Raw genomic sequence first — 23,738 nt, forward strand, 5'->3', positions numbered from 1 at the left:
GACGTCGGAAGGTTCCTGCCGCACCGGCTGTTCGCCCTCGTCAGCCGTGGCTGCGCTCGAATTCGCGCAGATAGTCCACCAGCGCCTCGACACCGGCAAGCGGCATCGCATTGTAGATCGAGGCACGCATGCCCCCCACGGACTTGTGGCCCTTGAGTTGCAGCAGACCGCGCTCGCGGGCGCCGGTCAGGAAGGTTTCGTTCAATGCATCGTCGTGCAGGAAAAACGGCACGTTCATCCGCGAACGGCAATCCTTCGCCACCGGCGTGCGGTAAAAGTCGCTGCCGTCCAGATAGCCGTACAGCAGCTCGGCTTTCGCCTTGTTCCGGGCTTCCATGGCAACCAGCCCCCCCTGACGTTTGAGCCACTGGAACACGAGTCCGGCAATGTAGATGGCGTACGTCGGCGGCGTGTTGAACATCGAGTCGTTTTCGGCAACGATCTTCCAGTCGAATGCGCTGGGTGTGATCGGCAGCGAACGGCCGAGCAGATCATCACGCACGATGACGAGCGTGAGACCCGACGGCCCGATATTCTTTTGCGCACCGCCATACATCACGCCAAACTTCGACACGTCCATCGGGCGCGAAAGAATGTGCGACGAGACATCCGCCACGAGCGGCACATTCGGCAAGCCGGCAGCGGCCAGATCGGGGGTCCAGAAATACTCGACGCCGTGAATGGTCTCGTTCGTGCAGATGTGCACGTACGCCGGGTCCTTCGACAACTGCCATTCGTCCATCTTCGGCAGCCGGGTAAACTTGTCAGCCTCGGTGGTCGCGGCGATGTTGACGTCGCAATACTTGCGCGCTTCCTTCCGCGACTTCTCAGACCACGAGCCCGTGACGACATAATCCGCCGTACGGCGCTCGCCCGCACGCTCCCCGCCCAGCAAGTTCATCGGAACGATAGCGTTCTCCGCCAGCCCCCCTCCTTGCATGAACAAGGTCCGGTAGTTGTCGGGCACGGCCAGCAGCTCACGCAGGTCGGCCTGCGCCTGCGCCAGAATGCTCATGAACTCGCGGCCGCGATGGCTCATCTCCATCACGCCCATGCCGGCCCCATGCCAGTCAAGCATTTCCTCGGCTGCCTGGGCGAGTACTTCGGCAGGCAGCGCCGCCGGACCGGCGGAAAAATTGAAAGCGCGCGTCATTATCGTTTTGCAGCAGTAAAAGTGAAACGCAAGCCGGCGGAGACTGGCCCGTGCGGCTTGCGTTTCACGTCTGACGATCATTCGGCGGTGCGGCAGCAGCAGAGGTCAACTATACCGCCAGATGACCGCCGCGTGCGGCTGCCCGCCGCAATTCGGGCACAGGACGACTGCATTCCGGAAAATGCTGAGCAGAACCTGCCGATTTCGCCCCTCAATGCAAAATGGCCGTTTGCGATCACTCGCAAACGGCCATTATCGGTCAATCCCGTCGGGACCGGCCGAAATTTACTTCTTGGCCGGCGCCTTCACCGACTTGGCAGCAGCGGCAATCTCGGCGTCAGCTTGCTTCTTCGACGCGTCGATCGATTGCGGCATGTACTTCTGCATCAGGCCACCAACGACTTCTTGACCGACCTGATCCTGGACCTTGATGTACTTCTGACCGACCGGGCTCTTGTAGAACGCCGTCAGGCCCTTGATTTCGTCGGTGGTGTAGTACTTGCCGTAGGCGCTGTACTGAGCCTGAACCGCGTCGTTCTTGAATGCGTCGGAAGCGAAAACCTTACCGGCGTTGTCCACCAGCTTTTGCACGGAGTTCTGCTGCAGAACCGGCACGATCGCCTGCTTCTGCGCATCGCTCAACGTCTTGTTCTCGACCAGTTGCTCCTGCAGTGCACCGATGGCCATTTGCTTGGCCTGCGCCTGCGCGCCTTCGCCGATGGCGGCAACGAGCTTGTTCGAGTCGATAGCGTCGAGCAGATCCTTGATCGCTGCCTTCTTGTCGGCGTCGAGCGGGGCGCTCTGCTGGGCCATTGCCATTGCCGGTGCTGCGAGCAGCAGCCACATCCACTTCTTGACGTTGCGTTGCATAGTAATAGTCACTCCAAAGTTCGTCGGCTTTCGACGACGATAAATAGATGCATCCTCGCCTGGGCACTTCACTGCATCGGGCCAGATTCTACTGACTTTTCGGGGCAATGCACCCGTAGATTACATCGAGTTACGTCAGTATTACTCCGTGACATCCGCTTCCGGCGCCTCGTCGTCGCCCTGTGCTTCGCCATTCTCGGCAACCTCGGCGTCGGACTCAACGATGCGTTGCAGGCCTGAGAGCGTCGTGCCTTCATCCAGGCTGATCAGCGTCACCCCCTGCGTGGCCCGGCCCATTTCGCGAATTTCCGACACGCGCGTACGGATCAGCACCCCGCCAGTGGTGATCAGCATGATCTCGTCATCCGGCTCAACCAGCGTCGCCGCGACCACCCGGCCGTTGCGCTCGCTCGTCTGGATCGCAATCATACCCTTAGTGCCACGGCCATGGCGCGTATATTCGGTGATCGAAGTGCGCTTGCCGTAGCCGTTTTCGGTCGCTGTCAGCACCGACTGCTGCTCGTTTTCTGCGACCAGCAGCGCGATGACCGTTTGACCGTCTTCGAGTTGCATGCCGCGAACACCGCGCGCCTCACGCCCCATCGGACGCACGTCGTTTTCGTCGAAGCGCACGGCCTTGCCGCTGTCCGAGAACAACATGACGTCGTGCGCACCGTCGGTGATGGCCGCGCCGATCAGCACGTCGCCGTCGTCCAGGTTCACAGCGATGATGCCTTTCTTGAGCGGACGGCTGAAGGCCGCGAGCGGTGTTTTCTTGACCGTGCCCAAGCTCGTTGCCATGAACACGAAGCGATCTTCCGTGTACTCCTTGACCGGCAGCACGACGTTGATCTTCTCACCGTCCTGCAACGGGAACATATTGACGATCGGGCGCCCGCGCGAGTTCCGCGAACCCTGCGGCACTTCATAAACCTTGATCCAGTACACACGGCCGCGGTTCGAGAAGCAAAGGATCGTGTCATGCGTATTCGCGATGAACAGCGTGTCGATCCAGTCGTCGTCCTTCGTGGCTGCCGCCTGCTTGCCGCGTCCGCCGCGCTTCTGCGCGCGGTACTCGGACAACGGCATCGATTTGATGTAACCCGAGTGCGACAACGTCACCACCATATCCTGCGGGGTGATCAGGTCTTCCGTATCGAGTTCGGTGGCGTTGTGTTCAATGGTCGAGCGGCGGGCGTCGCCGAACTCGGCGCGCACAGCCGTCAGCTCTTCGCTGATGATGGCCGTCACACGTGCCGGACGCGCCAGAATGTCGAGCAAGTCGGCGATCTGCAACATCACTTCCTTGTACTCGGAAACGATCTTGTCCTGCTCCAGACCGGTCAGGCGTTGCAGACGCATCTGCAGAATTTCCTGCGCCTGCGTCTCCGACAGACGGTACATACCGTCTGCCTGCATGCCCACCGCCGGGTCGAGACCTTCCGGGCGGAAGGCTTCGCGCCCCCCCTGAGACTCGGTCTCCGCACGCGACAGCATGTCGCGCACCACCGACGAATCCCACGCCTTCTCCATCAACGCGGCCTTCGCGATCGGCGGCGTCGGCGCCGCCTTGATGATCGCGATGAAGTCGTCGATGTTAGCGAGCGCTACCGCCAGACCTTCGAGCACATGGCCACGCTCACGGGCACGACGCAGTTCATAGACCGTGCGGCGAGTAATCACTTCGCGACGATGCGCAAGGAAATGCACCAGCATTTCGCGCAGGTTCAACAACTTGGGCTGGCCGTCGACCAGCGCCACCATGTTCATGCCGAACGTGTCTTGCAGTTGTGTGTGCTTATAGAGATTGTTGAGAACAACCTCGGGCACCTCGCCGCGCTTGAGTTCGATTACCACGCGCATGCCGCTCTTGTCGGACTCGTCGCGAATGTCGGAAATCCCTTCGAGACGCTTCTCGTTGACCAGTTCGGCAATCCGCTCGAGTAGTGAGCGCTTATTTACCTGATACGGCAACTCATCGACGATGATCGCCACACGTTGACCGCGATCGATATCCTCGAAGTGAGTCTTTGCTCGCATCACCACACGGCCACGGCCGGTGCGATAGCCTTCGCGCACACCGGAGATGCCGTAGATGATGCCCGCAGTCGGGAAGTCCGGTGCCGGGATGATCTCGATGAGTTCGTCGACGGTGGCATCCGGGTTCTGAAGCACGTGCAGACAGGCGTCGACGACTTCGTTCAGATTATGCGGCGGAATGTTCGTGGCCATGCCAACCGCAATACCCGACGAACCGTTGAGCAGCAGGTTCGGGATACGGGCCGGCAGGATGAGCGGCTCTTTCTCGCTGCCGTCGTAGTTCGGACCGAAGTCGACGGTTTCCTTGTCAATGTCCGCAAGCAACTCATGACCGATCTTGGCCATGCGCACTTCGGTGTATCGCATTGCAGCGGCGTTGTCGCCGTCGACCGACCCGAAGTTGCCTTGGCCGTCGACCAACATATAGCGCAGCGAAAACGGCTGGGCCATACGAACGATCGTGTCGTATACAGAGGCGTCGCCGTGCGGGTGGTATTTACCGATGACGTCACCGACGATACGTGCCGATTTCTTGTACGCCCGGTTCCAGTCGTTGTTCAGCTCGTGCATGGCGAACAGTGCACGGCGGTGAACAGGCTTCAGGCCGTCACGCACGTCCGGCAAGGCGCGGCCGACGATCACGCTCATGGCGTAATCGAGATACGACCGCCGCATTTCTTCTTCGAGCGAAATCGGGAGAGTTTCTTTGGCGAACTGATCCATTATTCGTGTCTATCAAACCCTAATCGCGATAGGCGGCTGCCGGCGATATGATCCTGAGATTCTAACATGCCCGTCATAGGCATCCGAAACGAGCGTGATGCAATGCACAAGACATGTCTGGCATGCCAAAATGTCAGACAACGATCAGAAATGAAACGGTTGGCGAGGGCCCTCAAAAGGTGTTGCGCTCAAACCACAACTGCGCCACGACGGGCAGCAAACTTGGGGTTTTGCTCGCGGCTGGCTGAAGCGCTATGGCAAAATGCCGTGGCATAAGTTAGACATTATTCGAAGTGCATGGGCCATGCTTTCGCGCACTTGCCGATGTTATACTTCGAGCGATGTAAGACTTTGGTTCCGTCGTCTAGGCTCGCAGTAAACCTGCGGTAATCTCATTTCGAGAGGAGAAATATGAATAAATTCGCTAAGCTCGCGATCGTTGCAGCTACCGCAGTGATGGCTGCTTCGGCTATGGCCCAAAATTACGTCCAGACCGCTCCGGGTCCGATCGCGGCCTCGAAGCAAGCAGTCAACGACAACTGGGTGAACGGCAGCGGCGAGTGGGTTTGGAAGAACGGCTCGGACGAACTCTGCTGGCGCGATGCCTACTGGACCCCGGCCACGGCCAATGCCAAGTGCGATGGCTCGATCATCGCTCAGGCTGCAGCTCCGGCACCGGCTCCGGTGGCTCCGGTGGCTCCGGTCTCGCAAAAGGTGACCTATCAGGCCGACGCTCTGTTCGATTTCGACAAGGCCGTCCTGAAGCCGGAAGGCAAGGCTAAGCTCGACGACCTGGCTGGCAAGGTTCAAGCACTGAACCTCGAAGTCGTGGTTGCCACGGGCTACACCGACCGCATCGGTTCGGACAAGTACAACGACCGTCTGTCGCTGCGTCGTGCTCAAGCTGTGAAGGCCTACCTGGTCAGCAAGGGCGTCGAAGCCAACCGCGTGTACACCGAAGGCAAGGGCAAGCGTAACCCGGTTACGACTGGTTGCAACCAGAAGAACCGCGGTCAGCTGATCAAGTGCCTGGCACCGGATCGTCGCGTGGAAGTCGAAGTCGTCGGCACGAACAAGTAATACGGTTCGCCGACTACGAAAAACCCCGCCTCGGCGGGGTTTTTTTTCGTCCGTTGCACAAGCGAACCGGTGGCGCCCGGCGATGATCAAGTGCGCCGCCGTCAGGCCTCGCTGCCCAACTGCGGGTACTGACGCTTCACCATGAAGGACAGCAGCGCCTTGACCGGACGGTCACGCCACCACGACCCGGTCTCGAGCGGCTTGAACATCATGCGCGCGGCCGCCTCCACTGGCATGTACTGCTTCATCACGTCACCCGACATTGCCAGAAACGCATCCCAGGTCATCGGCTCGAACGGCGGCGGCGAGCGCCAGAAATGATTGAGCGGCTCGAACGCGAACGCAATGTCCTCGTCGCGCACCAGTTCGCTGCGCGCCACCATGGTGCGCAACCGGCTGATGACGCCATGCTGCTCGACAGCGTTATACCTATCGAATGTCTTGCGGAAATAGCGATAGTGGCCGACCTCTTCGTTGCTCAGCTTGTGCATCATCTGCTTGAGTTCGTCGACAGGCATATAGGATTCCAGGCAGCGATAGATCATCGCCGTCTGCGTCTCCGTGACGCATCGTGACAGCGCCTCCAGCGCCAGCGAAGGCCGCATGTACTGCACCTCGCAACGCGGCTTGTAACGGGCCAGAAACGCATCGTAAGCGTTCGCCCAGTCGAACTCGGGCCAGACACGTGCGATATAGTCCTTGGCGAGACGCCCGTGTTCGACCTCTTCGGGCAGCCAGGTATCGCGCAGCCACGTTCTCATCTCATCGTCGTCGCCATACATCTGATTGAGGGTGGAGACGAATTCGGGGACGCTGGTCTCGATGAACGAGACCGTGGCGAGAGAATAGAAGATGAACGCATTGGTTCGGACAGACGGCTCTGCTGCCATGACACACTCTCCTATCGGCATAGGGAATCGAACATGTTTCGCTCAAGCCCGTACGTGCGACCGGGCCGAATGGGCAGACTGACGAACGCGTTGTGCACTGCAACTCGCAGCACCCACGTCATGGGCCCATGCGTCACGTGAAACGTCACACGAAGGTCACCAAGGCATAGTATAGGATTTGGCCAAATATCGCAGCGCGGCAAACAATCGATTACAAATGCACCGTCTTCGGGCGAGTTTGAGCGACGTTTGTCACTGTTGCATCCACTTGAACTCCGAAACGCCATGACGCAACGCTACTGGTTAATGAAGTCAGAACCCGAAGAGGCGAGCATCGACGATCTCGCCAGCGCCGAGCATCAGACCCTTGCGTGGACCGGTGTGCGCAACTATCAGGCGCGCAACTTCATGCGCGACAACATGCGCGTGGGCGACGGGGTACTCTTCTATCACTCGAGCTGCGCCGTGCCCGGTATCGCGGGACTCGCCACGGTTGCCTCGACGCCCTACCCCGATCCCACGCAGTTTGACCCGAAGAGTCCATATTTCGATCCCAAGTCGAAGCCGGAATCTCCGCGCTGGTTGCTTGTCGACGTCAAACTCGATCGCAAGACGCGGCTAGTCCCGCTGACCGAACTGCGCCAGACGCCCGAACTGGATGGCATGCTTGTGCTCGCGCGCGGCAACCGCCTCTCGATCACCCCTGTCTCCCCCGAACACTGGAAGTTCATCAGCAAGCACTTACTTAAGGCGTGAAGGATGCCGAAGGGAATCTGGGAACCAAAATTGGGGCGATAGCGTCTGTATAACGTTGCCGGCATACGCATAGTACGCGCCCACTTGCCTTTTCATTCGCAGCAGGGTTATGTCACGAAGGCGGTACCGGCGGTCTGTCAAGCGTTTGCCGTTCAGATGCGAACCAACATTCGAAAAAGGACAACACTATGCGCAAATCTCTCGCTGCAGCTCTTTTGATTGCCACTGCCGCCAATGCGGCCTACGCCCAGTCGGGTGACGAACTCAACCGTCAGGTCTCAGGCGTGTTGGGTCTCGAAGCGCATGCCACGAAGGAAGTCGAACAGGACACTGTTCACATCACGATGTCGGCTCAGGAGCAGGGCCCGGACGCCGCCACGGTGTCGCGCAACCTGACGCAAAAGGCGAACAGCGCGATGTCCATCGCCAAGGGGCAGAACGGCGTGCAGGTGCAGACCGGCAACGTCTCCCTCTACCCGACCACCAATCGCGACGGCAAGATCACGGCATGGCGCGGCCGCACCGAGTTGCAGATGACGTCGAAGGATTTCGGCGCAGCGTCGCGTCTCGCGAGCCAGATCTCGAATCAGATGCAGATGGACGGCGTGTCGTTCTCGCTCTCGCGTGAAGCGCAGGAGAAGACCCAGGCCGAACTGACCAATCAGGCCATCCAGGCGTTCCGCGATCAGGCGCAGAACAACACGAAGGCCTTCGGTTACAGCGGCTACACGATTCGTCAGGTGCAGGTCGGCTCGAATGCCCCGATGATGCCGCGCCCTTACGCGATGAAGGCAATGGCCATGGCCGCCAGCGCAGATGCCGCACCGCCGATGCAATTGGAAGGCGGCAAGACGCAAGTGACCGTGACGGTCTCGGGCACCGTGCAGATGAAGTAAGGCATGCCTGCCGAACGGGCGCTACCCCGGCAGCCCGGCTAGCGCACCAACGAAAATGCCGCCCCGGCAAGGGCGGCATTTTTCATGCTCGGGACAACGATGGCACGGGCGCGGCACATCGCCGCATCAAAGCCGGCGACAACGTGTCGCAAAGCGACTACTTGAACCGATCGCGCAGCAGGTTCTTCTGCACCTTGCCCATCGTGTTACGCGGCAATTCCGTGACGACATGCACGCGCTTGGGCACCTTGAAGTTCGCGATGCGCTGCTTGAGCGCGTCGATGACGGTTCGTTCGTCGGGTGCCGGCACACCGTCGCGGGGTACGATCACCGCCACCACCGCCTCTCCGAAGTCCGGATGCGGCACACCGATGACTGCCGACTCGGCCACGCCGTCCATTTCGTCGATGAAGCCCTCGATCTCCTTCGGATAGACGTTGTACCCGCCGGAGATGATGAGATCCTTCGAGCGGCCCACGATGTGCACGTAACCGTCCTCGTCGAACTTGCCCACGTCCCCCGTCTTGAAGAAGCCGTCGCTGGTGAATTCCTCCGCCGTCTTCTCCGGCATGCGCCAGTATCCGGCAAACACGTTCGGCCCCTTGACCTGAATATGGCCGATCTCGCCTTGCGCGCTCGGTTGGCCGTCATCGCCCACCACGCGAACCGTCACCTCCGGCAGCGGCACGCCGACCGTACCGGCACGACGCACGCTGGGCGCATCGCCGTGATACGGATTCGAGACCAGCATGACCGTCTCCGACATGCCGTAGCGCTCCAGAATCGTATGCCCCGTGCGCTCGCGGAAAGCGTCGAACGTCTCGCGCAATAACGGCGCCGAGCCCGAGATGAACAGTCGCATGTTGCGGCACGCGTCGCGAGTGAGTCCCGGCTCCGCCAGCAGCCGGACGTAATACGTGGGCACGCCCATGAACACCGTGGCGCGCGCCAGTTGGTGCAGCACTTCACGCGCATCAAACTTCGCCAGCCAAATCATCTTGCTGCCCGAGTACAACGCCGCGTGACTCGCGACGAACAACCCGTGCACGTGGAAAATCGGCAGCGCATGCAGCAGCACGTCGCCCCCTTCGCGCTCGCCCCAGCCCCAGAACGTGTGCAGCACGCGTGTGTTGCTCGCGAGGTTGCCGTGCGAGAGCATGGCGCCCTTGCTGCGGCCCGTGGTGCCCGACGTGTAGAGAATCGCAGCGAGATCGTCGGGCGAGCGCGGCACGGTCTCGAAGGTATCGCCGAACCACGCCGCGCGCTCCAGCAGCGAGCCCGTGCGATCGTCCCCGAGCGTGTAGACGTGCTTCGCGCCATTGGTGAACGCAATCTTCGAGACCCAACCGAAATTCGCCGGGCTGCACACCACGACATCCGGCGCCGCGTTTTCGACGAAATACGCGATCTCGGCGTCGCGATACGCCGTGTTGAGCGGCAGATAGACGAACCCTGCACGCAGGGTCGCGAGGTAAAGCAGCAGCGCTTCGGGAGACTTCTCGACCTGCACGGCGATACGCGCGCCGGGCGACAGATCGAGACTCGCGAGCAGGTTCGCCATCCGCGCGCTCGCGTGCTCGAGGTCGTCCCAACTGTAGTAGAGCCCTTCGGGTGTCTCGATGGCACACGCCGATTTGTCGGCAGGAAAACGTTCGGAAAAAAGTCGATAGAGGTTGGCGTCTTGCATCATAAACAGAACCGGATTCGAAACAGTGGATACGTCGTTGCGTCAGTGAAATCGGAAATACTGGGGGTGCGCCGGCACTCAGCGTCCCCGGAAATCGGGCGGCCGTTTCTCAAGGAATGCCGCTACGCCTTCGCGGTGATCGTGCGAGTCCCAATAGGAGAAGGCCTTCTGCCATTCGGCCTCCGACAACGGCGGCACGCTCGGCGCCAGGCGAGCGATCAGCCACTTGTTCAGTTGCGCCGCGAGCGGCGCACCGGCGGCGACGCGCCGGGCGCAAGTGTAGCCCGCTGCTTCGACGTCCTCGTCGGCAACCACCCGCGTGAGCAGCCCCTTCTCGCGGGCTTCCGCCGCACCGAAGACTCGCCCTTCGAGCAGGATCTCAAGCGTGGCCGCGCGCCCCGCCAGCGCCAGCACGCCGCGCAGTTCGCCGGGTGCCATCGGAAAACCGAGCTTGTTGATCGGCACGCCGAACCGTGCGCCCTCCCCGGCAATACGCAGGTCGCAATGCGCGGCGATCTCCAGACCGCCGCCCACGCATACCCCTTCAATCAGCGCCACGCTCGGATGCCGGCATCGCGCCAATGCGTCGAGCGTCGGCCCGATCACCTCGCCGTGATAGCGACGCAGCGTATCGTAACTGCCGCGCTCAACCGGAAACTCCTCGATATCGGCACCGGCCGCAAAGTTGCCCTGCGCCCCGCGAATGACGATGGCCCGCACACGTGCGTCCTCGTCAAGCGCCTGCAAATGCGCGCGCAACGCGCGCCACATCGCCACCGAAATGGCGTTGAGCTTGGCGGGGTTCGATAGCGTCAGGGTGACCCATCCCTCGTCAAGCGAACTGTCGTCGCGCAGAACTTCACTCACACGTGTCTCCATGATGTTGATGAGCGCTTGCGGCCGCCGCGGCATTCCTATGGCGCTCAGAGCAAGCGCGATACCGCGCGTCCGAGTGCCGGTTCGCCGTCGATGAGGCGCTGCAGATTGGCGTCGAGTTCGTCGGGCTCGTAGAGGTAATTGACCATCATGCCGCACGATTGCTTCGCGCCCTTCTTCGAAAGGTCTGCATGCCAGTTGATCCGCTCCACACGCGCACCGTTGCCCAAATGGAACCGCGCCACCGGATCGCGCGGCTGTCCGCGCACGGTTTCGCGCGCCAGATAGTGCGCGGCCAGCGCCTCCCCCAGACTGCGCTGCAACGCTTGCACGCTCTTGCGCTCCGGCGAGGATTGCAGCCAGGTCATCATCTGCACCCCCGAGACGCCTGAGGCCAGCGGCGTTTCCTGTGTCAGCGACTTCACCCGCTTCGGACCGAGCGCCTCGGCAAGTGCCTGCGCCGACAGTTGTTTGAGCCAGTCGTTGAAGCCGGGGATAGGCGAGAGTGTCGCGAAGTTGCGCAGCTTCGGGAAATCGACTTGCAGCTCGTCGATCACGCGCTTGAGCAGGAAGTTGCCGAAGCTCACGCCGCGCAGCCCCGGCTGCGTGTTCGAAATCGAATAGAAGATGGCCCAGCGCACACGGCGCAAGTCTTCCAGCGGGGCCTTCTCGTCGAGCAGCGAATGCACGTCGGCTGCCATGTCGGGGACGAAGGCCACTTCGACGAAAATCAACGGTTCGCGCGGCATGCGCGGATGGAAAAATGCGTAACACCGCCGGTCGGAGTCGAGCCGGTTGCGCAAGTCGGCCCACGACGAAATCTCGTGTACCGCCTCGTAGCGCATGAGTTTTTCGAGCAGCGACGCCGGCGAATCCCACGTAATCGGATGCAACTCCAGCAGGCCGACGTCGAACCATGTCGAGAAGAGGCTGCCGAGATCCTCTTCGAGGGCCGCGAGGCCCGGCAATGCTGCGCGATGGTGCAGCATGTCCGAGCGCCAGCGCACCAGAAACGGCAGACCGTCGGGCAACGCGTTGAAGCGTTTGAGGAACCGCACGCGCGCGCTGCCCAGTGCGCCCGCCAGTCCGCCGGCGGCGCGTTTGGCGCTGGCGCCGTCGCCGTCCTTGCCCGCGTCGGCGAGCGCATTGCCGTCGCTCGCACAGATATCGGCAACGACGGTGAGCAACGCTAACTGCTCTTCAGGCGACGCCGCGCCGTAGCGCGTCATGAACTCGCGTGCGGCTTCGTTGGCGGCGGAGTCGGTCTGTCGCGCCGACAGGCATTGCGTCAACTGCCGGCGCAACGCCCCCTCTGCTCTGGGCGACAATTTCGCCGGGGCTATCTTGCCGTCCCCTTTGTCTCCCTTATCACCCTTATCCCCCTTGTCGCCTTTGCCATCCTTCGGCCCCCCCGTCTTGCCCGCGCCACGTCCGAACCACTGCCCGAGGCGCTCCCCCAGCGACGGCTTCGACGACGGCACCGGAGCGCTGAGGTCGGCCACACTCTCGGGGGCGCTCCGCCCCCCTGGCGAGGCCGCCGCCGGGGCCGACGAACTCGGCGATATGGGAACGGACGTGGCTGACATGATCGGCGCATCCTTCATGGCTTCCTCTCTCTCAGGGCTTGCTTTCAAAACAGGTACGACACATCGCCGGGCGATCGGTGCCCGCACGCCACCTCCCCTGCTCATCCCATCAGTTGGTCCGGCAGCCACAGCGACAAACCGGGCAGCAGACAGATGAGAACGACGGCCACCACCATCAACACCACGAACGGCATCACACCCCACACGATGTCGCGCAGTGCGATATCGGGCGCGGTGTTCTTGATGACGAATATGTTGAGACCCACCGGCGGATGAATCAACCCCAGTTCCATGACAATCGTCATGACCACGCCGAACCACACCAGATCGAAGCCCGCGGCCCGGAGCGGCGGCAGAATGATCGGCGCCGTCATCAGAATGATGCTGACCGGCGGCAGAAAGAAGCCGAGCACCACGACCATCAGCAAGATGGCGGCAAGCAGCACCCAGCGCGACAGATGCAGCCCCACGATCCATTGCGCGGCCGACTGGCTGATGTGCAGATAGCTCATCACGTAGGAATAGAGCAGCGACATGCCGATGATGAACATGAGCATGGTCGACTCGCGCAACGTGCCGGTGAGAATCGGGGCAAGCTGGCGCGGCTTCCACATCCGGTAGATCACCGCGATGAGCGCAAGCGCCAGCAATCCGCCAAGACCGGCCGTCTCCGACGGCGTGGCATACCCGCCGTAGAGCGCCGCCATCACGCCAATGAGCAGCGTCACGAACGGCAGCACGCGCGGCAGCAACGCCAGTTTCTCGCGCAGGGTGGCGGGCGGCTCGCTCGGGAACGGCGACGGCGTGCCATCGCGTGCGAGCGCCAGTTGCGCACGCCCGTACTCCTTGCGATAGCGCCAGGCCGCGTAGCACGAGAACAGCCCTACCAGCAGCAGCGCGGGCACGATCCCCGCGAGGAACAGACGCCCGAGCGACTGCTCCGCCGCCACCGCGTAGAGAATCATCGTGATCGACGGCGGAAGCAAAATGCCCAGCGTGCCGCCCGCCGCGATGATCCCGGCGGCGAAGCCCGGCGAATAACCGCGTTGGCGCATCTCCGGAATCCCGGCACTGCCGATGGCGGAACACGTTGCCGGACTCGACCCTGCCATCGCGGCGAACAGCCCGCATGCGAAAACATTCGCAATGCCGAGCCCTCCCGGAATCCGTCGCATCCAGGCGTGCAGCGCCAGATACAGATCCTGCCCCGCGCGCGACTTGCCGATGGCGGCGCCCTTCAGAATGAACAGCGGGATCGACAGCAGCGTAATGCTGGCCATTTCCTCATAGACGTTTTGCGTGATGGTGTCGAGCGACGACGCCGGCATGAAGCCGAACATGAACGCCACTGCCACTGCCCCAAGCGCGAACGCGATGGGCATGCCCGAGAACATGGCGACGAGCGTGGCGCCGCCATAGAGCAATCCGATGCCGAGTTCGCTCATGCGTGTCCTCCCGGGCGATTCGACGCGTTCGATGCGGGCGGTGTGTCGCGGCCCGGCGGGTTCCCCATCTCGCAAGCGCCGATAGCCACTTGCAGCAGCAGTTGCACGGTCAGCAACGTCATGCCGAACGCCATCAGTCCGTAGGGAATCGACAGCGGTGGGCCCCACGTCGAACTGCTGGTCTGACCCTCGGCATAGGCTTCCCAGAACAGCGTCCACGACTTCCAGGCGAAGAAGCCGCAGAACGCGAGCGTGACGATGTCCACGAGCCATCGCCGCACCCGGTTCACACGCGGCGAAAGCAACGTCGTCACGGCTTCGATGCCGATGTGCCCGCGCAAGTGCTGCACGTGCGCGGCAGACACGAAGGTCGCGCCGACCAGCAAGAACACGGCGGCTTCGTCTTGCCAGTCGGTGGCGAGCTTGAGCACGTGCCGCGCGAACACGCTGTAACTGAGCACCAGTGCGGCGCCGACCAGCGCCAGCATGCACACGATCATGAGCAGACGGCTCACGCCCTGCAACAGGGCGTCGAGCCGCCGCAACACGCGAGTGCGCGCCACCGCGGGCTCCGCGCTCACGATGGCCCCGCTCATGCAGGCACCTTCTCGGCAAGCGCGAGCAGTTTCGCGCAGGTGTCCGACTTGCTCGCGTAGTCCTTCCATGCGGTGCGCTTGGCAATGTCGCGCCACTTCATCACCGTCGCTTCGTCCAGGTCGTACACCTTCGCGCCGGCCTTGGTGTAGACGCTGGCAATCTGCGCATCGTCGGCCTTCGCGGCTTCGGTGCCGAACGCCTCCAGCTCCGCGCCCACTTGCAGAATCACCTGCTGCTGATCCTTGGGCAGCTTGTCGAAGATCTGCTTGGACATGAGCAGCGGCTCCAGCATGAACCAGTACGACTTGTTGCGCCCCGTCGTCAGGTGCTTCGACACCTCTTCCAGACGGAACGACATCAGGCTCGTCGACGACGTCATCGCCGCATCCATCGCGCCTGTCTGCATGGCGGCATAGAGTTCGTTCGACGGCAGCGAGATCACGGCCGCGCCGGCCTCCTTGAGCATCATGTCCATTTCGCGGCTGCCGCCGCGCACCTTGAGCCCCTTGGCATCTTCGGGGGTGACGAGCGGCTTGGTGCGGCTCGCGACACCGCCCGCCTGCCAGACCCAGCTCACGATCACGATGTTCTTCTCGGCGAGCACGTCAGTGAGTACCTTGCCGATTTCGCCGTTGCGCCAGGCAGTGCCCTGCGCGTAAGACGTCACGAGTCCCGGCATCAATCCGATATTGAGTTCGCGCACTTCCCCGCCGGCATAGGGCAGCGGATAGAGCGAAAGGTCGAGCGCCCCGCGGCGCAACGCCGAGAACTGTGCATTGGTCTTCATGAGCGAACTGCCCGGATAGACCTGAAACTTGAGCGCACCGTTGGTACGCTTCTCGACTTCCTGAGCGAACTTGCGGCACAGCCGGTCGCGGAAATCGCCCTCGGTGAGGGTGCCGCCGGGGAACTGATGGGAAATCTTGAGCGGACCGCTCTGCGCGAATGCGCCGCCCCAAGGGCTGGCCAGACCGCCGGTCACGAGTGCCGAAGCGGCACCCAGCATGAGTTGCCGCCGCAGCGGGGAAAGGGTTGTCTCCATGGCGTCTCCTGTCACTTCTGTCAGTGGTGAACCAGCGAAACCCGGTGTCTGACATCGCCCGGGCCGCGCGGGAAGACGCGCCCCAGGGTGCACCACCGGTTCGCCGGCACTGCATGTACGGATGACTGCTTTAGTTTTAGGTGTTTCGAGTGCGCGAGTTGCCGCTCTCGGATTGAAATCGTATAGTCAATCCATTACGGTGTATACAAAATGGATCCGTAAAAATACATTTTTCGCGTTTACCCCGATCTTCAACGGGGAGTTCACGCGGTACTTTGGCAGCGATGGCCCCCCCCTTCAGCCCCGTTCGACGGGGTCGACACACGACCGAGCGAGAGCGTCATGACCGTAAAACCGAAGCGATCGGAAGCGCTGCGACAGGCAATCGAAGAGAAGATTGCCGTAGGTGAGTACCCGCCCGGCATGCGGCTCGACGAGGTCGAACTGGCGAGCGCATTCGGTGTGTCGCGCACGCCCCTGCGCGAAGCATTGATTCAGTTGGCGTCGTCGGGCGTGATCGACATACGCCCCCGGCGGGGCGCGGTGGTGGCACAAATCGATCCCCAGCGGCTATGCGAGATGTTCGAGGTCATGGCCGAACTGGAGTCGATGTGCGCACGGCTGGCCGCCCGTCGCATCACCGAAGACGAACTGGCGGCGTTGCGCGAGACGCACGAAGCCAGCCGGGCGGCCGCCGAGGCGAGAGACATCGACACGTACTACGAAGTCAACGCGCGCTTCCATGCCCTGATCTATCAGGCCAGTCACAACGCCTATCTGCAGGAAACTGCGCTGCAACTGCACCACCGGTTGCGCGTCTATCGCCGTCTGCAACTTCGTGTACGCGACCGGCCGCACCAATCGTTCGCGGAGCACGACGCCGTGTTTCGCGCCATCGAGGCGGGTGACGCCGACGCGGCGTCGGAACGCCTTCGCGGTCACGTCACGGTGCAGGGCGAGCGCTTCGCCGATCTGATGGCGTCGTTGCGAGCGCTCGAACGCAAGGCAAGCTGAGCGAACACCCGCCCCAAAACAAAAGGGCCGCCGGAGGAGTCTCCGGCGGCCCTTTGCGTTACGGGCTGCGGCGCAGCGTCTGCCGGTGCGTCAGACGTGAGACGCCACCGGCCCGCAGCGATACGACCACACGAGCATGATCACGCCTGCCACCACCATCGGCAGCGAGAGCCATTGGCCCATCGACAGACCGAACGAGAGCAAGCCGAGGAATGCGTCGGGCTCACGCGTGAATTCGGCGAGGAAGCGAAACGCCCCATAACCGACGAGGAACATGCCGGACACTGCGCCCGCCGGACGCGCGCGTCGTGCGAAGAACCACAGCAGCAGGAACAGCGCAACGCCCTCCAGCGCCACCTCGAACAACTGCGACGGGTAACGCGGCAGCCCGTGGAATTGGGCAAACACCGCCGCCATCGCCTGATCGGCCATGGCTTGCGGATGCGTCATCACCCATTGGGCATCTTCCGCCGCCGCTTGCGGGAAGAGCATCGCGAAGCGCGAATCGGGCGACGTCACACGTCCCCACAACTCACCGTTGATGAAATTGCCCAGACGGCCCGCAGCGAGCCCCAGCGGAATCATCGGCGCAATGAGGTCGGTGCCTTCGAGCAGCGAATGCCCGCGGCGGCGCGTGAACAGCCACATGGCGACGAGCACGCCGAGGAAGCCGCCGTGAAACGACATGCCGCCTTCCCACACCTTGAAGATATCGAGCGGATTCGCCAGGTAGAACGACAGCTTGTAGAAGATCACATAGCCCAGACGTCCGCCGAGAATCACGCCGAGCACGCCGTAGAACAGCATGTCGTCGAGATCCTGCGCCTTCCAGCCTTGCTTGGCGATGAAGGGCTGACGCACGCGCAACCGCCCTACGAGCAGGAACAGAATGAAGCCGACCAGATACATCAGGCCGTACCAGCGGATGGCGAGCGGGCCGAGATGAATCGCGACCGGGTCGAATTGAGGATGAATCAGCATGGATCAGAAGAATCGATTCGTGAACAAAGGTTCCGTCGGCGCAATGGCGGCACGTGCTACGCACGCAAAAACCTTGCCGCCATCGTGTGACACGCCAGTTCGTTGTCTTCTCATTGAAGGCTGGCCTGGCATGCCTTGGGATGGGCAGCACAATACCACGAGCGCACCCCGTCGCGGCAGGCGGGCGGGCGCCGTCATTCGGACGATCAACTCGACAGCGTCGCCCCCGGCGGGGTGTGCGCCACGCCTCGCGCGGTCTCGAGAAAGCCTTCGAGCACCGGCGTGACTTCCGCGGTACGCCAGAGCAAGCCCGTCTCGATCAGCGTGCTTGTCTCGCGCAGTGCGCGATAGGTCACGCCGGTGCGTCGCAGGTGACACAGCGACTGCGGCACCAGCGCCACACCCATGCCCGCCGACACCAGGCTCACGATGGTCTGCATCTGAATCGCCTCCTGCCCCACGCGCGGCGTGAGGCCCAGCGCGGCATAGCAGCCCATGATGATGTCGTAGAACGCCGGTGCCACGCGCCGCGGAAAGATGACGAGCGGCTCGTCAGCAAAGTCGGCCAGACTCACCGGCTCGCCCTGTGGCGCGTCGGCAGCCACGTCGTCGCGCGCGGCGGGGAGCGCCAGCATCAGCGGCTCGCGCACGATGGGCAGATAGGAGAGTTCGTTGGCGTAACGCGCGGGCACCGGCGGAATGAAGAGCCCCGCGTCGATGCGGCCGTCCATGAGTGCCTCGACCTGCACGTCGCTCGTCGCTTCGAGCAGTTGCAGGCGCACGCGCGGATAACGCTCTCCGAACTCGCGCAACAGCGGTGGCAGGATGCCGTAGTCCGCCGTCGAGACGAATCCCAGCGACAGTGTTCCCACCTCGCCGTGCGCCAGTCCTTGCGCAAGCGCGGGCAGCGCGTCGGCGTCGGCCAGAATGCGCCGTACCTCGGGCAGCAGTTGCCGGCCGACGGCCGTCAGCTCTACCGACCGGTTGGTCCGCACAAACAGCGGCGCGCCCAGCGACGCCTCCAGTGCCCGAATCTGCTGCGAGAGCGGCGGCTGCGTCATCGACAGACGCTGGGCGGCGCGTCCGAAATGACGCTCTTCGGCCACCGCGACGAAGTACCTGAATTGCCTGAGATCCATGATATGTTTTTCGACTCAATCTGAGTCAAATAATATATTTGACAAGCATTCAAGGAAAGACGAATCTTGACATCCGGCCGACACCGGTGTGCCCCGTGGCGTGGGCGGCTTAGCCCGCAGACGCTCGAACTCAGTCGAAATAAAGCCTGGCGGCCCCGGTTTTCGTTCATCCCACAAGTACAGCGTTTCAGAGACGATCATGCCTCAATACCGTTCCCGCACCTCTACCCACGGCCGCAACATGGCCGGTGCCCGCGCCCTGTGGCGTGCCACCGGCATGAAAGACGACGACTTCGGCAAGCCGATCATCGCCGTGGTGAACTCCTTCACGCAGTTCGTGCCGGGTCACGTGCACCTGCGCGACCTGGGCGCCGTCGTGGCCAAGGAAATCGAGGCGGCCGGCGGCGTGGCCAAGGAATTCAACACCATCGCCGTCGACGACGGTATCGCCATGGGCCACGGCGGCATGCTGTACTCGCTGCCGTCGCGCGAACTGATCGCCGACTCGGTGGAATACATGGTCAATGCGCACTGCGCCGACGCCATGGTCTGCATCTCCAACTGCGACAAGATCACCCCGGGCATGCTCATGGCCGCGATGCGCCTGAACATTCCGGTCGTGTTCGTCTCGGGCGGCCCGATGGAAGCGGGCAAGGTCAAGTCGGGCGACACTCAGGTGATCACCAAGATCGACCTGATCGACGCCATGATCAAAGCGGCCGACCCGAAGGTGAGCGATGCCGAGGTCGCGGAAGTCGAGCGCAGCGCGTGCCCGACGTGCGGCTCGTGCTCGGGCATGTTCACCGCCAACTCGATGAACTGCCTGACCGAAGCCATCGGTCTCGCTCTGCCGGGCAACGGCACCATCGTCGCCACGCACGCCTGGCGCCGCGGGCTGTTCGAACAGGCCGGCCGTCTCGTGGTCGATCTGTGCCGCCGCTACTATCAGGAAGACGACGCCTCGGTCCTGCCGCGTAACGTCGCCACCAAGGCCGCCTTCGAAAACGCCATGGCGCTCGACGTCGCCATGGGCGGCTCGACCAACACGGTGCTGCACTTGCTCGCCGCCGCGCAGGAAGCCGGTGTCGACTTCACGATGTCCGACATCGACCGCATCTCGCGCAAGGTGCCGTGCCTGTGCAAGGCCGCCCCGGCGACCGACAAGTACCACATCGAAGACGTGCATCGCGCGGGCGGGATCATCGGCATTCTGGGCGAACTCGCGCGCGGCGGTCTGCTCGACACCTCGTGCGGCAACGTGCACAGCGGCACGCTCGGCGAAGCCATCGCCAAGTGGGACGTGGCGGGCGGTGCAGGCACGACAGGGGATCGGGCGCACACGTTCTACAGCGCCGCCCCCGGTGGCGTGCCCACGACCATCGCGTTCAGCCAGTCGTCGACCTACCCGTCGCTCGACCTGAACCGCGAAACCGGTTGCATCCGCGACAAGGCGCATGCCTATACGAAGGATGGCGGTCTGGCCGTGCTGTACGGCAACCTCGCCGAGAAGGGCTGCATCGTGAAGACGGCCGGCGTGGACGAGTCGCAGTGGGTCTTCACCGGCCGTGCCCGCGTGTTCGAGAGCCAGGACGACGCCGTCGAAGGCATTCTGGGCGACAAGGTTCAGCCGGGCGACGTGGTCGTGATTCGCTACGAAGGCCCGAAGGGCGGCCCGGGCATGCAGGAAATGCTGTACCCGACGTCGTACCTGAAGTCGAAGGGGCTGGGCAAGACCTGCGCCCTGTTCACGGACGGCCGCTTCTCGGGCGGCTCGTCGGGTCTGGTGATTGGCCACGCTTCGCCGGAAGCCGCCGAAGGCGGCACCATCGGTCTGGTCGAAGACGGCGACGTGATCGAGATCGACATCACCCAGCGCAAGATGCATCTGGCCGTGCCGGATGAGGAACTGGCCCGCCGCCGCGCCGCCATGGAGGCCCGTGGCGACAAGGCATGGCAGCCGGTGGATCGTCAGCGCGTTGTCTCGCAAGCCTTGCAGGCGTATGCGGCATTGGCCACCTCGGCCGACCGCGGCGCCGTGCGCGACCTGTCGCAGTTGAAGCTGGGCAAGCGCGGCTGATCCGTTGGTCGGCAACGACGGGTTCGCAAGGGAGCGGCGGTTCGGAAAGTGCAATGACCGGCCGCTCCCGCGCAAGCTTCGCCATGAAGGGACGTAAGGTGCCGCAGTAACGACACCCGGCGGCGTGGTCGGATTTTCGCCATGCCGCCAGCATGACAGCGTGATACAACAACGGTTGTGCGCAACGCTGCGGTAGCCGGTGGCGTGGCACATCCCCACAGGAGACCGTCATGGCATTCAACCGTCGTTCGCGAAATGTCACGCAAGGCGTGGCGCGCTCGCCCAACCGCTCGATGTACTACGCGCTGGGCTACAAGGAAGAAGACTTCGACAATCCGATGATCGGCGTGGCCAATGGCCACTCGACGATCACCCCGTGCAACGCGGGGCTGCAACGCCTCACCGACGCCGCCGTCGATGCCATCAAGACCCATCAGGCCAATCCGCAGACCTTCGGCACCCCGACCATTTCCGACGGCATGTCGATGGGCACGGAGGGCATGAAGTACTCGCTCGTCTCTCGCGAAGTCATTGCCGACTGTATCGAAACTGCCGTGCAGGGGCAGTGGATGGATGGCGTGGTCGTGATCGGCGGCTGCGACAAGAACATGCCGGGCGGGATGATTGCGCTGGCGCGCATCAACGTGCCGGGCATCTACGTCTACGGCGGCACCATCAAGCCGGGCAACTGGAAGGGCAAGGATCTCACCATCGTCTCGTCGTTCGAGGCCGTGGGCGAATTCACGGCCGGTCGCATGACCGAGGCCGATTTCAAGGGCATCGAGAAGAACGCCTGTCCGTCGACCGGCTCCTGCGGCGGCATGTACACGGCCAACACGATGAGTTCGTCGTTCGAAGCGCTGGGCATGTCGTTGCTGTATTCGTCGACGATGGCCAACCCCGATCAGGAAAAGGTCGACTCTGCCGCCGAATCGGCACGGGTGCTGATCGAAGCCGTCAAGAAAGACATCAAGCCGCGCGACATCATCACCCGCAAGTCCATCGAGAACGCCGTGGCACTCATCATGGCCACGGGCGGCTCCACCAACGCCGTGCTGCACTATCTCGCCATCGCGCACGCCGCCGACGTCGAGTGGCGCATCGAGGACTTCGAGCGCATTCGTGCGCGCGTGCCGGTCATCTGCGATCTGAAGCCGTCGGGCAAGTATGTGGCGACGGATCTGCACAAGGCCGGCGGCATTCCGCAAGTGCTCAAGATCCTGCTCGACGCCGGTCTGCTGCACGGCGACTGCCTGACGATCACCGGCCAGCCCCTTGCCGAAGCACTGAAGGACGTGCCGTCGGTGCCGCGCGCCGATCAACACGTGATCTTCCCCATCGACAAGGCACTCTATAAGGAAGGCCATCTCGCCATCCTCAAGGGCAATCTGGCCGAGCACGGCGCTGTCGCGAAGATCACCGGCCTGAAGCATCCGGTAATCACCGGTCCGGCGCGCGTGTTCGACGACGAGCAAAGCGCGATGGAAGCGATTCTCGGCGACAAGATCCGGGCGGGCGACATTCTCGTGCTGCGCTATCTCGGCCCGAAGGGGGGGCCGGGCATGCCGGAGATGCTCGCGCCGACCTCGGCCATCATCGGCAAGGGGCTCGGCGAGACGGTCGGTTTCGTCACCGACGGCCGGTTCTCGGGCGGAACGTGGGGCATGGTGGTCGGACACGTCGCACCGGAGGCATTCGTCGGCGGCACCATTGCCCTCGTGCACGAAGGCGACTCGATCACCATCGACGCGCACAAGCTGCTGCTGCAACTGAATGTGCCGGACGATGAACTCGCACGGCGGCGCGCGGCGTGGAAAGCACCGGCACCGCGATACACGCGAGGGGTTCTGGCGAAGTACGCGGCGCTGGCGCAACCGGCCAACAAGGGCGGCGCGACGGGCTGATTTCTTCGCGGCCTCGTGACGGCACACGAGGCCGCGAAGAAATTGCTGGCGGCGTCACTTGCGCTTGCGACGGGGCTATCGACTGGCTCGCTGGCGTCGTTCTGTCTCGCTTTGGCAGCGACGCTTAGGCGACCGGCAGACCAATGCTATATTGCTGCCAGACTTCCCCCCACCACTCTCCGGAAACGAGTATCAAATGAAGGAATTTGCCGGCAAGTCCGCCAGTGCGACGCTCGGGGCTTGGCTGATGATTGCGGCAGGCACCGCGCTCGCGCAGACGAGCGCGCAGGCCACCGACGCATCGGACGCGCACGCGATGGAGAAGTTCGCCCGCGAGCGCAATTGCATGACGTGTCATGCCACCGACCGCACGTTGCTCGCCCCGTCCTATCGGGCTATCGCCAAGCGCTACGCCGGGCAAACCGGTGCAGCCGAGGAGATCGCGCGTTCCATTGCAGACGGCAGTCACGGCAAATGGGGAAGCATTCCGATGCCCGCGAGCCCGCAGGTCGCCCCGGACGAGGCGGCCCGTCTGGCCCGCTGGATACTCGGCATGGCGCGTTAAGCGGTCAGTTCGAGGGCGTTGGCCGTGACCGTCGCGTCACGGCATCTCCGAAGCCCTACCCTTGCGAGCGGACCTGCTTCGCGACCTCTTCGATGACGGCTTGCCGGATACGGTCCGGCAGTTGTACCTGCAAAGCGTCGGCGACCTGTTTGCCGATCAGTTGCACCAGCCACGCGGTCTGGTCGATCAACGCGTCGTGACAGCGGCGCTCCACCATCGTCGTGATTTCATCGGCCAGTTGCAGCGTGAGCCGGGCGCTCACACGTTCCGCGAAGACCGCGACGTCGGCCGGCACGCCCTGCTCGATCGCCGCAGCCGTGGGTGCTGCGTGCTGTGGCGCTGCGGCCTCGCCGGGCGCGAGCACTTCGGTCAGCGTGGGAATGCCGGGATCGGTGCGCTCGGGCTCGTTCGACACGG

The 23,738-nt window shown here is 63.1% G+C and carries 20 protein-coding genes; 7 read left to right on the plus strand and 13 right to left on the minus strand.

Annotation, left to right across the window (positions count from 1 at the left end):
• Positions 1–40 precede the first annotated feature (40 nt).
• The 3 genes from serC to gyrA all read right to left on the minus strand — a co-directional run bounded on the left by serC (position 41) and on the right by gyrA (position 4,786).
• Positions 41–1,153 carry a 3-phosphoserine/phosphohydroxythreonine transaminase gene (gene serC, locus C266_RS03660; RefSeq protein ID WP_010804348.1) on the minus strand — a complete coding sequence of 371 codons (1,113 nt, stop codon included), beginning with the start codon at positions 1,151–1,153 and terminating at the stop codon, positions 41–43.
• Between the two features lie 285 nt (positions 1,154–1,438).
• On the minus strand, positions 1,439–2,023 hold the full coding sequence (locus tag C266_RS03665; RefSeq protein ID WP_010804349.1) for a DUF2059 domain-containing protein: 585 nt from the start codon (positions 2,021–2,023) through the stop codon (positions 1,439–1,441).
• Positions 2,024–2,164: 141 nt separating this feature from the next.
• Positions 2,165–4,786: a DNA gyrase subunit A gene (gyrA, locus tag C266_RS03670; protein ID WP_010804350.1), complete on the minus strand. Its 2,622-nt coding sequence runs from the start codon at positions 4,784–4,786 to the stop codon at positions 2,165–2,167.
• 411 nt (positions 4,787–5,197) lie between these two features.
• On the opposite strand from gyrA, the gene ompA reads away from it, so the two are divergent.
• Positions 5,198–5,866 carry an outer membrane protein OmpA gene (gene ompA, locus C266_RS03675; RefSeq protein ID WP_010804351.1) on the plus strand — a complete coding sequence of 223 codons (669 nt, stop codon included), beginning with the start codon at positions 5,198–5,200 and terminating at the stop codon, positions 5,864–5,866.
• 101 nt (positions 5,867–5,967) lie between these two features.
• Here ompA and C266_RS26015 read toward each other — a convergent pair whose 3' ends face one another.
• Positions 5,968–6,756 carry a hypothetical protein gene (locus C266_RS26015; protein ID WP_010804352.1) on the minus strand — a complete coding sequence of 263 codons (789 nt, stop codon included), beginning with the start codon at positions 6,754–6,756 and terminating at the stop codon, positions 5,968–5,970.
• A 285-nt stretch (positions 6,757–7,041) separates the two neighbouring features.
• Between C266_RS26015 and C266_RS03685 the strand changes: the two genes are divergently transcribed.
• Positions 7,042–7,512 carry an EVE domain-containing protein gene (locus tag C266_RS03685; RefSeq protein WP_010804353.1) on the plus strand — a complete coding sequence of 157 codons (471 nt, stop codon included), beginning with the start codon at positions 7,042–7,044 and terminating at the stop codon, positions 7,510–7,512.
• A gap of 188 nt (positions 7,513–7,700) precedes the next feature.
• Positions 7,701–8,408, plus strand: a complete 708-nt coding sequence (locus C266_RS03690) for an SIMPL domain-containing protein (protein ID WP_010804354.1) — start codon at positions 7,701–7,703, stop codon at positions 8,406–8,408.
• Between the two features lie 157 nt (positions 8,409–8,565).
• Here C266_RS03690 and C266_RS03695 read toward each other — a convergent pair whose 3' ends face one another.
• From C266_RS03695 to dctP, 6 genes are all read right to left on the minus strand, one after another.
• A complete protein-coding gene (locus tag C266_RS03695) occupies positions 8,566–10,098 on the minus strand; it encodes a malonyl-CoA synthase (RefSeq protein ID WP_036661391.1) in 1,533 nt (510 codons plus the stop codon).
• 75 nt (positions 10,099–10,173) lie between these two features.
• The gene (locus tag C266_RS03700; protein WP_036661444.1) at positions 10,174–10,974 is read right to left on the minus strand and encodes an enoyl-CoA hydratase/isomerase family protein; all 801 of its coding nucleotides are present in this window, start codon (positions 10,972–10,974) and stop codon (positions 10,174–10,176) included.
• A gap of 44 nt (positions 10,975–11,018) precedes the next feature.
• Complete coding sequence (locus C266_RS03705; RefSeq protein WP_081636151.1) at positions 11,019–12,557, minus strand: malonyl-CoA decarboxylase domain-containing protein; 1,539 nt, start codon at positions 12,555–12,557, stop codon at positions 11,019–11,021.
• A 101-nt stretch (positions 12,558–12,658) separates the two neighbouring features.
• The gene (locus tag C266_RS03710; protein WP_010804358.1) at positions 12,659–14,002 is read right to left on the minus strand and encodes a TRAP transporter large permease; all 1,344 of its coding nucleotides are present in this window, start codon (positions 14,000–14,002) and stop codon (positions 12,659–12,661) included.
• Entirely contained in the window at positions 13,999–14,598 is a 600-nt protein-coding gene (locus tag C266_RS03715; RefSeq protein ID WP_010804359.1) for a TRAP transporter small permease, read from the minus strand. Before C266_RS03715 ends, C266_RS03710 begins: the two co-directional genes overlap by 4 nt.
• Positions 14,595–15,641: a TRAP transporter substrate-binding protein DctP gene (dctP, locus tag C266_RS03720; protein WP_010804360.1), complete on the minus strand. Its 1,047-nt coding sequence runs from the start codon at positions 15,639–15,641 to the stop codon at positions 14,595–14,597. The genes C266_RS03715 and dctP overlap by 4 nt, the downstream gene beginning before the upstream one ends.
• Positions 15,642–15,983: 342 nt before the next feature.
• Between dctP and C266_RS03725 the strand changes: the two genes are divergently transcribed.
• Positions 15,984–16,655, plus strand: coding sequence for a GntR family transcriptional regulator (locus C266_RS03725; protein ID WP_010804361.1), 672 nt, complete (start codon positions 15,984–15,986; stop codon positions 16,653–16,655).
• Positions 16,656–16,745: 90 nt separating this feature from the next.
• Here C266_RS03725 and lgt read toward each other — a convergent pair whose 3' ends face one another.
• Entirely contained in the window at positions 16,746–17,636 is an 891-nt protein-coding gene (lgt, locus tag C266_RS03730; RefSeq protein WP_010804362.1) for a prolipoprotein diacylglyceryl transferase, read from the minus strand.
• A gap of 206 nt (positions 17,637–17,842) precedes the next feature.
• A complete protein-coding gene (locus C266_RS03735; RefSeq protein WP_010804363.1) occupies positions 17,843–18,775 on the minus strand; it encodes a LysR family transcriptional regulator in 933 nt (310 codons plus the stop codon).
• Between the two features lie 199 nt (positions 18,776–18,974).
• Here C266_RS03735 and ilvD (C266_RS03740) point away from each other — a divergent pair, with 199 nt between their 5' ends.
• The 3 genes from ilvD (C266_RS03740) (at position 18,975) to C266_RS03750 (ending at position 23,321) form a co-directional block, all read left to right on the plus strand.
• Positions 18,975–20,852: a dihydroxy-acid dehydratase gene (ilvD, locus tag C266_RS03740; protein WP_010804364.1), complete on the plus strand. Its 1,878-nt coding sequence runs from the start codon at positions 18,975–18,977 to the stop codon at positions 20,850–20,852.
• A gap of 230 nt (positions 20,853–21,082) precedes the next feature.
• On the plus strand, positions 21,083–22,756 hold the full coding sequence (gene ilvD / locus C266_RS03745) for a dihydroxy-acid dehydratase (RefSeq protein WP_010804365.1): 1,674 nt from the start codon (positions 21,083–21,085) through the stop codon (positions 22,754–22,756).
• Between the two features lie 196 nt (positions 22,757–22,952).
• Positions 22,953–23,321, plus strand: a complete 369-nt coding sequence (locus C266_RS03750) for a c-type cytochrome (protein WP_010804366.1) — start codon at positions 22,953–22,955, stop codon at positions 23,319–23,321.
• 55 nt (positions 23,322–23,376) lie between these two features.
• On the opposite strand, the gene C266_RS03755 is transcribed toward C266_RS03750, so the two are convergent.
• Positions 23,377–23,736: a DUF2486 family protein gene (locus tag C266_RS03755; RefSeq protein WP_010804367.1), complete on the minus strand. Its 360-nt coding sequence runs from the start codon at positions 23,734–23,736 to the stop codon at positions 23,377–23,379.
• Between the last annotated feature and the right edge of the window lie 2 nt (positions 23,737–23,738).

This window comes from Pandoraea sp. SD6-2, from assembly GCF_000389825.1.
Lineage (GTDB): Bacteria > Pseudomonadota > Gammaproteobacteria > Burkholderiales > Burkholderiaceae > Pandoraea > Pandoraea communis.

Bases quoted from the DNA above. Each gene is read 5' to 3' on its own strand.
- serC (WP_010804348.1), bottom strand. From the start codon at position 1,153: ATGACGCGCGCTTTCAATTTTTCCGCCGGTCCGGCGGCGCTGCCTGCC.
- C266_RS03665 (WP_010804349.1), bottom strand. From the start codon at position 2,023: ATGCAACGCAACGTCAAGAAGTGGATGTGGCTGCTGCTCGCAGCACCG.
- gyrA (WP_010804350.1), bottom strand. From the start codon at position 4,786: ATGGATCAGTTCGCCAAAGAAACTCTCCCGATTTCGCTCGAAGAAGAA.
- ompA (WP_010804351.1), top strand. From the start codon at position 5,198: ATGAATAAATTCGCTAAGCTCGCGATCGTTGCAGCTACCGCAGTGATG.
- C266_RS26015 (WP_010804352.1), bottom strand. From the start codon at position 6,756: ATGGCAGCAGAGCCGTCTGTCCGAACCAATGCGTTCATCTTCTATTCT.
- C266_RS03685 (WP_010804353.1), top strand. From the start codon at position 7,042: ATGACGCAACGCTACTGGTTAATGAAGTCAGAACCCGAAGAGGCGAGC.
- C266_RS03690 (WP_010804354.1), top strand. From the start codon at position 7,701: ATGCGCAAATCTCTCGCTGCAGCTCTTTTGATTGCCACTGCCGCCAAT.
- C266_RS03695 (WP_036661391.1), bottom strand. From the start codon at position 10,098: ATGATGCAAGACGCCAACCTCTATCGACTTTTTTCCGAACGTTTTCCT.
- C266_RS03700 (WP_036661444.1), bottom strand. From the start codon at position 10,974: ATGGAGACACGTGTGAGTGAAGTTCTGCGCGACGACAGTTCGCTTGAC.
- C266_RS03705 (WP_081636151.1), bottom strand. From the start codon at position 12,557: ATGTCAGCCACGTCCGTTCCCATATCGCCGAGTTCGTCGGCCCCGGCG.
- C266_RS03710 (WP_010804358.1), bottom strand. From the start codon at position 14,002: ATGAGCGAACTCGGCATCGGATTGCTCTATGGCGGCGCCACGCTCGTC.
- C266_RS03715 (WP_010804359.1), bottom strand. From the start codon at position 14,598: ATGAGCGGGGCCATCGTGAGCGCGGAGCCCGCGGTGGCGCGCACTCGC.
- dctP (WP_010804360.1), bottom strand. From the start codon at position 15,641: ATGGAGACAACCCTTTCCCCGCTGCGGCGGCAACTCATGCTGGGTGCC.
- C266_RS03725 (WP_010804361.1), top strand. From the start codon at position 15,984: ATGACCGTAAAACCGAAGCGATCGGAAGCGCTGCGACAGGCAATCGAA.
- lgt (WP_010804362.1), bottom strand. From the start codon at position 17,636: ATGCTGATTCATCCTCAATTCGACCCGGTCGCGATTCATCTCGGCCCG.
- C266_RS03735 (WP_010804363.1), bottom strand. From the start codon at position 18,775: ATGGATCTCAGGCAATTCAGGTACTTCGTCGCGGTGGCCGAAGAGCGT.
- ilvD (WP_010804364.1), top strand. From the start codon at position 18,975: ATGCCTCAATACCGTTCCCGCACCTCTACCCACGGCCGCAACATGGCC.
- ilvD (WP_010804365.1), top strand. From the start codon at position 21,083: ATGGCATTCAACCGTCGTTCGCGAAATGTCACGCAAGGCGTGGCGCGC.
- C266_RS03750 (WP_010804366.1), top strand. From the start codon at position 22,953: ATGAAGGAATTTGCCGGCAAGTCCGCCAGTGCGACGCTCGGGGCTTGG.